11 protein-coding genes are annotated in these 8,987 nt (G+C 62.2%); 8 read left to right on the top strand and 3 right to left on the bottom strand.

Features of this window, described 5'->3' with window-relative positions; genetic code table 11:
• Positions 1 to 201: 201 nt before the first annotated feature.
• Genes rpmH through mnmE form a run of 6 tightly spaced genes read left to right on the top strand, consistent with a single transcriptional unit; the run spans position 202 to position 4,940 of the window.
• Entirely contained in the window at positions 202 to 366 is a 165-nt protein-coding gene (rpmH, locus tag AC6H4Z_RS24830; protein ID WP_497544667.1) for a 50S ribosomal protein L34, read from the top strand.
• Positions 287 to 733, top strand: coding sequence for a ribonuclease P protein component (rnpA, locus tag AC6H4Z_RS24825; protein WP_497544666.1), 447 nt, complete (start codon positions 287 to 289; stop codon positions 731 to 733). Before rpmH ends, rnpA begins: the two co-directional genes overlap by 80 nt.
• 10 nt (positions 734 to 743) lie before the next feature.
• On the top strand, positions 744 to 953 hold the full coding sequence (gene yidD, locus AC6H4Z_RS24820; RefSeq protein ID WP_497544665.1) for a membrane protein insertion efficiency factor YidD: 210 nt from the start codon (positions 744 to 746) through the stop codon (positions 951 to 953).
• A gap of 17 nt (positions 954 to 970) precedes the next feature.
• Positions 971 to 2,704 carry a YidC/Oxa1 family insertase periplasmic-domain containing protein gene (locus AC6H4Z_RS24815; protein ID WP_497544664.1) on the top strand — a complete coding sequence of 578 codons (1,734 nt, stop codon included), beginning with the start codon at positions 971 to 973 and terminating at the stop codon, positions 2,702 to 2,704.
• Between the two features lie 53 nt (positions 2,705 to 2,757).
• Positions 2,758 to 3,546 carry an MBL fold metallo-hydrolase gene (locus AC6H4Z_RS24810; protein ID WP_497544663.1) on the top strand — a complete coding sequence of 263 codons (789 nt, stop codon included), beginning with the start codon at positions 2,758 to 2,760 and terminating at the stop codon, positions 3,544 to 3,546.
• Positions 3,543 to 4,940, top strand: coding sequence for a tRNA uridine-5-carboxymethylaminomethyl(34) synthesis GTPase MnmE (mnmE, locus tag AC6H4Z_RS24805; protein ID WP_497544662.1), 1,398 nt, complete (start codon positions 3,543 to 3,545; stop codon positions 4,938 to 4,940). The genes AC6H4Z_RS24810 and mnmE overlap by 4 nt, the downstream gene beginning before the upstream one ends.
• A gap of 15 nt (positions 4,941 to 4,955) precedes the next feature.
• On the opposite strand, the gene AC6H4Z_RS24800 is transcribed toward mnmE, so the two are convergent.
• A complete protein-coding gene (locus AC6H4Z_RS24800) occupies positions 4,956 to 5,894 on the bottom strand; it encodes a DUF2268 domain-containing putative Zn-dependent protease (protein ID WP_497544661.1) in 939 nt (312 codons plus the stop codon).
• A gap of 153 nt (positions 5,895 to 6,047) precedes the next feature.
• Between AC6H4Z_RS24800 and AC6H4Z_RS24795 the strand changes: the two genes are divergently transcribed.
• Complete coding sequence (locus AC6H4Z_RS24795) at positions 6,048 to 6,701, top strand: DUF2225 domain-containing protein (protein ID WP_497544660.1); 654 nt, start codon at positions 6,048 to 6,050, stop codon at positions 6,699 to 6,701.
• Between the two features lie 132 nt (positions 6,702 to 6,833).
• Here the strand turns inward: AC6H4Z_RS24795 and upp are convergent, their stop codons facing one another.
• Complete coding sequence (gene upp / locus AC6H4Z_RS24790; protein ID WP_497544659.1) at positions 6,834 to 7,481, bottom strand: uracil phosphoribosyltransferase; 648 nt, start codon at positions 7,479 to 7,481, stop codon at positions 6,834 to 6,836.
• Between the two features lie 62 nt (positions 7,482 to 7,543).
• On the opposite strand from upp, the gene AC6H4Z_RS24785 reads away from it, so the two are divergent.
• A complete protein-coding gene (locus AC6H4Z_RS24785) occupies positions 7,544 to 8,152 on the top strand; it encodes a YdcF family protein (protein WP_497544658.1) in 609 nt (202 codons plus the stop codon).
• Here the strand turns inward: AC6H4Z_RS24785 and AC6H4Z_RS24780 are convergent.
• The gene (locus AC6H4Z_RS24780) at positions 8,112 to 8,978 is read right to left on the bottom strand and encodes an alpha/beta hydrolase (protein WP_497544657.1); all 867 of its coding nucleotides are present in this window, start codon (positions 8,976 to 8,978) and stop codon (positions 8,112 to 8,114) included. The genes AC6H4Z_RS24785 and AC6H4Z_RS24780 overlap by 41 nt on opposite strands.
• Between the last annotated feature and the right edge of the window lie 9 nt (positions 8,979 to 8,987).

Here is an 8,987-nt window from a genome sequence, read left to right as displayed (position 1 = left end):
GACGGGGGAACGGGTAAAGCTGAGGCGGGGGAGCGAAGCTAGAGGCGCAATGTGGAAAAATCAATCAGCGCCATGCAATGTGACCGCGGCGAGCAGAGATTCTCGCGGAAGTGAATGGAGGTCTCTTGATCTATCCCTCGATCCGAAATAGCTTTACCGACTGCACCGCAGGTTCGTTCGTACCGTATTTTGGAGTTGTCCATGGGTAAGCCGACTTATCGTCCCCGCAACAAGCGCCGAATCAAGACCCACGGGTTTCGTACGCGCATGGAAACGAAATGGGGACGTGCAGTACTCAGCCGCCGACGGAAGAAGGGTCGCAAGCTCCTCACCGTTAAGCTCCCGAGCAAGTACGCAGGCGCATAACGGCGGATTTGCCTTCCCGCGTCGTAATCGACTGACGCGGGGCGCAGACATACAAACCGTCATTCGAGAGGGGAAGCGCATACGGACCGTACATCTCGATGTACGGATCGTCGCTTCCCCTCTCGAATTTCCGCGTGTGGGCATCGTGGTTCCCCGCCACCAGCGATCCGCTGTCGATCGAAATCGGCTCAAGCGTCGCCTTCGTGAACTCGTGCGCGTCGAGCTGCTCCCAAGCCTTCGCGATCGTCCGCCGGTCGATCTCGCAATTCGAGCGCGTCGCGAAGCCTACGCCGCCGTACTCGACGGCCTGCGCGCGGACGTGATCGCCATTCTGTCCCGTGTCACCGACAGCGGGAAAGCGACGTAGTGTTCATTCCATGCGCACCGTTCTCGTTCTGTTCGTGCGCGGCTATCAAGTAGCGCTCTCACCGCTGCTTCCAGCCTCGTGCCGTTATTATCCAAGCTGCTCCGCGTATGCCATCGAGGCGCTTCAGCGTCACGGTGCGCTTCGTGGTAGCTGGCTTGCCGTGCGTCGTATTGCGCGCTGCCACCCGTTTCGGCCTGGCGGCTACGACCCAGTTCCCTAGCGACCTTATCTGCCTGCATGGAAAGACGCACTCTTCTCGCGCTCGCGCTGATGGCGGTGGTGCTCGTTGCCACGCCGATGCTATTCCCGTCGTCGCGACGAACGCCGGCTCCAATAGTCGATACGTCAGCCGCTCCCGCCGCTACTGCCCCTGCGCCGACCACGGCGCCCGTCGCACCGGGAAGCACGGCGCCAACGATTGCCGCACCCGGCGCTCAGGCGGCTCAGATCACGCCGATTCAATCGCGCGCAACGGCCACGCTCACGACGCCGCGCGCCGAATATGTGCTGCTCAACCCGGGGGCTGTCCCCGCGGCGATCAAGGTTCCGTCGTATCACGACCTGACGCCTGGTCTCGCTCGTCGGGATAGCGCCGCCGTACTCACGGCCGGCAAGGACGCGCTCCTCAGCTTCCGTCTCGCGCTCGGCCGCGACACGATTGCGCTCGACACGCTTCCGTTCACCGTTACGCAGTCCGGATCGACGGTGACATTCGCGTCGACACCCATCACAATTTCCTATCAGGCAACGAACGACGGGTTTCGCACCCAGGTGCGCGGCACCGTGCCCAACGCGCCGCCGGGTTCGACGCTCCTCATCGACCTCCCGAGCCACCTGCGGTCGATCGAAGCCGACACGCTCGATGACATGCGCCACCTCGCCTTCGGCTTCAAGCGTCCGCGCCGAGATGTGGTGAGCGTGCCGTATGGAAAGCTCGATAGTCTGCAAACGCGCTTCGATACGGGCGGCATGCAGTGGGTTGCGGCGCGCAACAAGTATTGGCTCGTTGCACTGATGCAGCCGGTGTCGACGACGACTTCCGAACCCGTTGGCGTATTCCGCGGACTGTCGAGTCGCGGTGGCAGCTATTCCGGTAAGGTGGCGCGCGTTGCCCATGCAACGACGAGCTACCCGATCATCAACGGTCAAATCGCATTCGACATCTACGCCGGTCCGCAGGCGTGGGCAGAGATGCACTCGTTCGGCAACGATCTGGAAAATGTGAACCCGTACGCAGGCTTCCTGCATGCCGTGGTTCAGCCGTTCGCCACGATCGTGATGCGAGTGCTGTTGTGGATGAAGGCGACCTTCCACCTCAACTACGGTTGGGTGCTCGTCCTGTTCGGCGTGGTCATTCGCTTGTTGCTCTGGCCATTGAACCAGAAAGCGATGCGCACCAGCATTCAAATGCAGCGCCTACAGCCCGAGCTCAACGCACTGCAGAAGCGCTACAAGGACGAGCCGGAAAAGCAGCGCGACGCACTGGTCAAGTTGTATCAATCGCACGGCATGAGTCCGCTCAGCCCAATGCTTGGCTGTTTGCCGATGCTGTTGCCAATGCCGGTGCTGTTCGCGCTCTACTTCGTATTCCAGAATACGATCGAGTTCCGCGGCGTGTCCTTCCTGTGGTTGCCGGACATCTCGCTGCGTGATCCATTCTTCATCACGCCGATCGTGATGGGCGCGTCGATGTTCCTGCTGTCGTGGATCGGTATGCGCGGAATGCCGCCGAACCCGCAGACGAAAATGATGAGCTACATGATGCCTGTGATGTTCACGGTCATGTTCCTCAACTTTGCGTCGGGCCTGAACCTCTATTACGCGGTCCAGAACATCGCGGCGCTTCCGCAGCAGTGGATGTTGACACGGGCGCGAGCCCGAGCGGGCGTTAGCACGCTGCCTGCATCGAGTGGGGCGAAAGCCGTTGCATCCGGCAAGGGCGGAGGTAGCGGAGGAAGTCGAAAAACGTAGCGGGAGCGGCGCGCGGGGTTGGTGCGCACCTGCCCCGCGTTTCTCGGACGGCGATGAAGATCACGTACATCGGTCACGCAACGCTGCTGCTCGAACTGGGCAGCGTGAAGATTCTCACCGATCCGAACTTCGATCCGAAGCTTGGCCGTCTGCTGCCGCGCGTTTCGGCGCCTGGCGTAGCGTTGGACAAGTTGCCGCAACTCGATGCAATCCTCCTGACGCATGCGCATGCGGATCATCTGTCATTCGATTCGCTCGCGCGGTTGCCGCAGAACATTCCCCTCTTTGCCCCGCCAGTGATTGCGAAGTGGCTTCGCCGTCTCGGTCATTCCCAGGCCGTGGATCATCCGGCCGGGGAATCCATGCGCGTTGGCGATGTCACCATCCACGCCGCCGCCGCGACGCATCGCGGCAACCGCTACGGCTTCGATCGATGGCGTAGCGCGGCGAACATGTACCTGCTCGACGCGGGTGAGTCGATTTTCTTCGCCGGCGATACCGCGCTCGTCGACGACACGCACCATCTCGTGCAACGAACGCTCTGGGAACAGGGGCGCGAGCTCGAACTCGCGCTGCTCCCGATCGGATACGCGCCGTGGTGGAAGCCAGGCTTCCGGAAGGGTCATCTGACGCACGACGATGCGCTGACGCTCTTCGAACGACTCCGCGCGCAGATTCTCGTGCCGTACCACTGGGGCACATTTCGACACGTGACGGCAACCGCATACGACGCAATCGAGCGCCTTCGCGCGCGGCTCGTGTCGCATCATCTGACGTCTGCCGTGCGCATCATCGAACCAGGTGAGGCGCTCGAGATCCCACGGTCAATCGCGCCGGCGTGAACGCATCGTTCGTCAATCCACTCGACAGCTCCGACACGATCGTTGCGCAGGCAACAGTGGCCGGTCGTGGCGCGCTTGCAGTCGTGCGCCTCTCTGGTCCGGCGGCTCACGCCGTTGCACGGGCGATCATCGACACGTGGCCGGAACGCACGCGCACCGCGACGCTGTCGACCATTCGCGACGATGCGGGCGCAGAGCTGGATCAGTCCATTGTCCTTCGGTACGACGCTCCGGCGTCGTTCACCGGCGAAGATGCGGTCGAGATCATTACGCACGGTGGACTCGTCGTACCGACCACGGTGCTTGCCGCACTGATCGCCCGCGGCGCGCGCGCCGCACGACCGGGTGAATTCACTCGCCGCGCAGTGCTCAACGGAAAGCTCGACATCCTCCAGGCCGAAGCGACTGGAGATCTGGTCAACGCGAACTCTCGTGCAGCGCAGGGAGTGGCATTGCGACAGCTCGATGGCGGCCTGAGTCGGCGCGTTCTCGCCCTTCGCGATCAGCTGATTGGCCTCGAAGCGCTGATCGCATACGACATCGACTTTCCGGAAGAAGACGACGGTCCTGTTGCGCCGGCTCGAATTCAGCGTGCGACAGACGATCTGATCGTTGCACTCGAGAGTTTGCTAGATACCGCGCGCGTCGGCGAGCTCGTGCGCGAAGGGGCACTGGTGGTCCTCGCCGGCGCGCCCAACGTTGGAAAATCGTCCCTCTTCAACGCGCTGCTCGGCGAAAGCCGAGCAATCGTCACGGAGATCCCCGGTACCACGCGCGACGCGATCGAAGCGGTCATCGATACGCCAACGCTTCCGCTTCGTCTCGTCGACACCGCTGGTCTGCGAGACGCGCTGGACCCGGTCGAGCGAATTGGCGTGGCAGTCAGCAAGTCCTACGTAGACCGCGCCGCGGTCGTGCTCGCCTGCGCCGATAGCACCGAATCGCTCGATGCCCTGTCCACCGCACTTGGCGGACGCGTGAAGTCGCCGATCGTGGTTGTCCGAACCAAAGCCGACGTCACCGCTGCCTCGTCGCTGGATCTCGCCGACAACGCAAAACGCATTGATGCGGCGACCGCGTTGTCTGTGAGCGCCGAAAGCGGCCGCGGGCTGTCGGAGCTGATCGATGTGATTGTCGCGTCAGTCGCCGCCACCGAGGGGACTGGAGAGAGTGACGCGCCGATGCTGACTCACGAACGACACAAGTTCGGAGTGAGCCGCGCGTTGGACGAAGCGCGTGCCTTTCGAGAACGGTGGAGCAGCGGTGACGTGCCGGCGCCCGTTGCTGCGGTACACCTTCGTGAAGCAGTACACGCGCTCGAAGATCTCGTGGGTGCGATCGACGTCGAGGATATCCTCGACGAGGTGTTTCGGCGCTTCTGCGTTGGAAAGTGAAAGCGGTGACGGCGACTACGCCGTCATCGCCGCCGCTTGACCGATTGCCGCAATCTCCGCAGCTCCGGCGCGAATTGCCCACGCCAATCCGTTCGCTGCGACCGCCGGTTCGCATAGTCGTGCGCCGAGGTAGTAGCCAGCACGCTGCGGGAGGACGTAGCGATCGATCGTTCGCGCTTCGTCGCTCATGCCGCCCGAGAGATATCTGAGTCGGAGGCCCAAGCCAGAACGATCGAGATCGTCCGAAACGGCGCGTGACATCACTGATTCGAGCTGGCGAACTTCGGCGTACTGACGTCGCTCGTATCCGAAGTACTCCCACGCGGCGTGTCCGGGGCTGATCGCGCGCGACACATGGACGGCGAGGCCTTCGTTGACCAGTAGCTCTCTCAGCGTCGCCCGGCGTCCCGTGTCCCAGTACGAGTAGTACCCCGACGACTCAGCGATAATGTCGCGGAGCTCACTGCGGCTCGTGGGAGACGTGTAGCGAGCGACGTGGGCAATCTCGTGGCCTAGCCAGAGTGGGATGAGTTCTGGATCGAGGCCGAGACCATCGGTCTGGCTGTTCTGCGTGCCGGTGAAATGCTCGAGGCATACGAAGGCGATTCCTCGTCCATCGACGACGAGCTCACCTGCGTTCGCCGCGCCAACGCCGACCATGAGAACGACGTCAACGTCGCAGTCGAGGGCGAGCAGTTCCCGACACTGCTGCTCCGCGCTCCGTGCCAGCGCGACCACGTCGGTGCGCTCGAGCATCGTAAACAGATCCGCGCGACTGGCGTTTACGGTCGACCGAACGATGTCCGCGAAATGAGGACTGTCGGGGTCGATGACGTAGTTGTTCCAGTACGGTTCGAGGATTTTGCGATGAGCGGCGAAGAAACGCTGATAGGCGGCGAGGCGGTCGGTGCTATCAAGAACAGAAAGAAAATCAGGCAGCAAATTGATCAGCATTCGACCGGGGCGCGGGGAAGGGGCGCGTGCCGTGGCTCGGGTGCGGAATGATAAATGTGCAGCTAAATGCGTACAAGAGGCGACGCGCTGAGGATGGCATGCTTCTTCCCTTTACACCCTCCGCAGGGAAGGACGAAAGACGGAGAGGCACCGATGACCACGCTACAACAAGTCGAGCTGCAATGCCCCATCTGCGAGACGCGCTTTCGGTCTCAGTCGGTGGTGTCGACGAATTCTTTTGGCGGCAAGCGCACGGACTTTCATGAACGCGCAGCGGGAACGCAGCCGCTGCCTTACCTGATTCATACGTGCAATCGCTGCGGCTATTCTGGCGCAGATCGCGATTTCACGGAAGAAGCGGACGTTTCGCCAGTACTCAAAGAGCGTGTTTGGAACGAGCTCGCGCCGTGCATTTCATGCGGTACGCTCACGGGCTCCGAGAAGTACGAGGCCGCAGCCAAGGTTGCGGAGTGGCAAGGAATGGAAGCACGACACGTAGCCGACCTACTGCTGCGTGCCGCGTGGTGTTGTGTGGACGAAGGGGACGTCGAAGCAGAGCGGTTCTTCCGTCGAAGAGCCGGTTGGAAATTTGAAGAAGCACTGGACAGCTTCGACGGGGTTGCGCGCGACGAGCGAGCGGTCCTGACGTACCTGGTCGGTGAACTGTGGAGGCGAGTCGGGGACGCGAAGCTTGCAACCGCCTGGTTCCAGCGGGTGGTGTCGGAAATCGTGGACTCGCAGACGCAACAGTGGGTCATTGATGCCGCGCGGCAACAGCGTGATTGTCCGAGGGAGTGGTTCGGCTGAACGCGCGGCAGCAAGGCAATCGAACGGAAGGCTTAGAGCGGCGAGCGGCGGAAGGCACAGTGCCTCCGCCGCTCGTCGTTTTCACGCCACACTCGTATCTCGCGGGGACGCGAGAACCGTTCGTCCAATCGACTATCGAGTGCCGAACAGTCGATCGCCGGCGTCGCCGAGGCCTGGGAGGATGTACCCGCTCTCGTTCAGACCACGATCGAGCGACGCGCAGTATACCAGGACGTCGGGATGCGCAGCAGCGAGCCTCTGTACGCCCTCAGGAGCCGCCACGAGGCACATGAAACGAATGCGGGTCACTCCGGCGCGTTTCAGCGACGCGACTGCCGCAGCAGCGCTTCCACCTGTGGCGAGCATCGGGTCGAGAAGAAAGAAATCGCGCTCCGGCGCGTCGCTCGGCACCTTGAAGTAGTAGTCGACCGGTTCGAGGGTGTCGTGGTCGCGATACAAGCCAATGTGACCGATCCGCGCTCCGGGCACGAGCCGGTAGATTCCCTCGACCATGCCCAACCCGGCTCGCAGGATCGGAACCAGCGTGAGCTTCTTGCCGCTCATTCGACGCGTGAGCGTTCGCTCGAGCGGCGTGTCGACCATCGCGTCTTCGAGCGCGAGATCACTCGTCGCCTCGTACGCCATGAGCATGGCGATTTCGTCAACGAGCTCTTTGAAGATCTTCGTTGGCGTTTCGCGATCTCGTAAGATGCTCAATTTGTGCTGCACCAGTGGGTGCGACACGATGCGAAGCGTCGGGAAGACGGGGGTGGTGTCCATGGCGCGCAAACTACTAATTTCGCGCCCATGACAGAATACCGAGCGGATCATTAACCAACGCCATGCTTCCGCGGCGTAGAGCGAACTGGTTCCGGCTCGGTTGGATACTGGGCTTCCTGATGGTGGGCGGATGGGTGTTTTCACTCATCGCAGTCGTCATCTGGGAGCACCGTGACACCGCGCGACCGGCGTCGGCCATTGTCGTGCTCGGTGCGGCGCAGTATGTCGGCCGTCCGTCACCCGTGCTGAAGGCACGGATCGATCACGCCATTGCGCTGTGGCGACAGGGTATGGCGCCGCGGATCATCTTCACGGGCGGCTTCGGTGATCGCGACACGACGAGTGAGGCAGCAGTCGGCCAACGGTACGCGATCGAACGGGGTGTGCCGCCACGCGACATTCTGATCGAGAACAGCGGACGCACCACGGCGGAGTCGCTTCAGCAGGTGGCGTTTCTCATGGAAGCGGAGCCCACGCGAAACATCATCCTCGTGAGCGATCCGTTTCACATGCTTCGCCTGTCCGTTTTGGCGCGGCGCTTTGGAATGAATCCGTACACGTCGCCCACGCGCACGAGTCCCATTTCGCTCAACAAACGCGAATCGTGGAAGTACGTTCTCGCGGAATCGATCAAGGTTCCGATCGTGTTTCTTCTCGAGCGGCGTGAGTGAGCGTGGCACCGTTACCGCGTACCGCTCGCGCGAGCCACGACCAGTAGTCGCGACCACCCACTTGGGGCACATCGTTGTGGCCCGCGCGTGGGACGATGAGCAGGTCGCCCTTGTGCTCTGCCGCCTGAAAGACTTCGCGCCCCATGGAGACTGGGATGACAAAATCCTTATCGCCGTGGGCGACCCATACAGGGGCGGCCATTGACTTGACCCGCAGAATCGTGTCGAAGTGGACGCGCGAAACCGCGCTCCAAAACGTGTCGAGACCGGGGAGGTACATGCGGTTGCCCATCTCTCGCGCCGACGAAAACGGCGATTGCAAAACGAGCGATCGGGGCGGATGTGCCGCGGCAAGCTCGGCAGCTATCGCGGACCCGAGCGAGTGACCGAAGTACACCACGTCGTTTGACTCAACGCCGAGTGTATCGGTGACGTACTGAAGCGCGGCCAACGCATCGCGCTCAGAGCCGAGATACGTCGGTGTGCTGCCGAGCCCATCGTAACCACGATATTCGGGGATCACGACACACGCGTTCGTTTCTTGCGCCAGTGTCGACGCCCAGGGCACGAACCAGCGTGCGATATCGGCATTCCCGTGAAACGCGAGCACGACCGGGCGGTCGTGGCCGCAATCACCAACCACATAAGCGAATAGCTCCACGCCATCGCTTGCGCGATAGCGCACCTGCCGTGCTGGCACGGAGGTTGGTGCAACGTCAGCCGGTGGCTGGAAGACAATGCGCTCCTGAAAGCGCCAGAGCATCAGGAGCACGCCGGAGTACACCAAGCCCAGACCGGCGGTCGCGAACAGAATGAACTGGATCACACGCGAACG

The sequence above is a fragment of the Leucogemmata humicola genome (genome assembly GCF_055379415.1).
The sequence above is the reverse complement of the archived record's forward strand: the minus strand, read 5'-3'. Positions and strand labels throughout refer to the sequence as shown.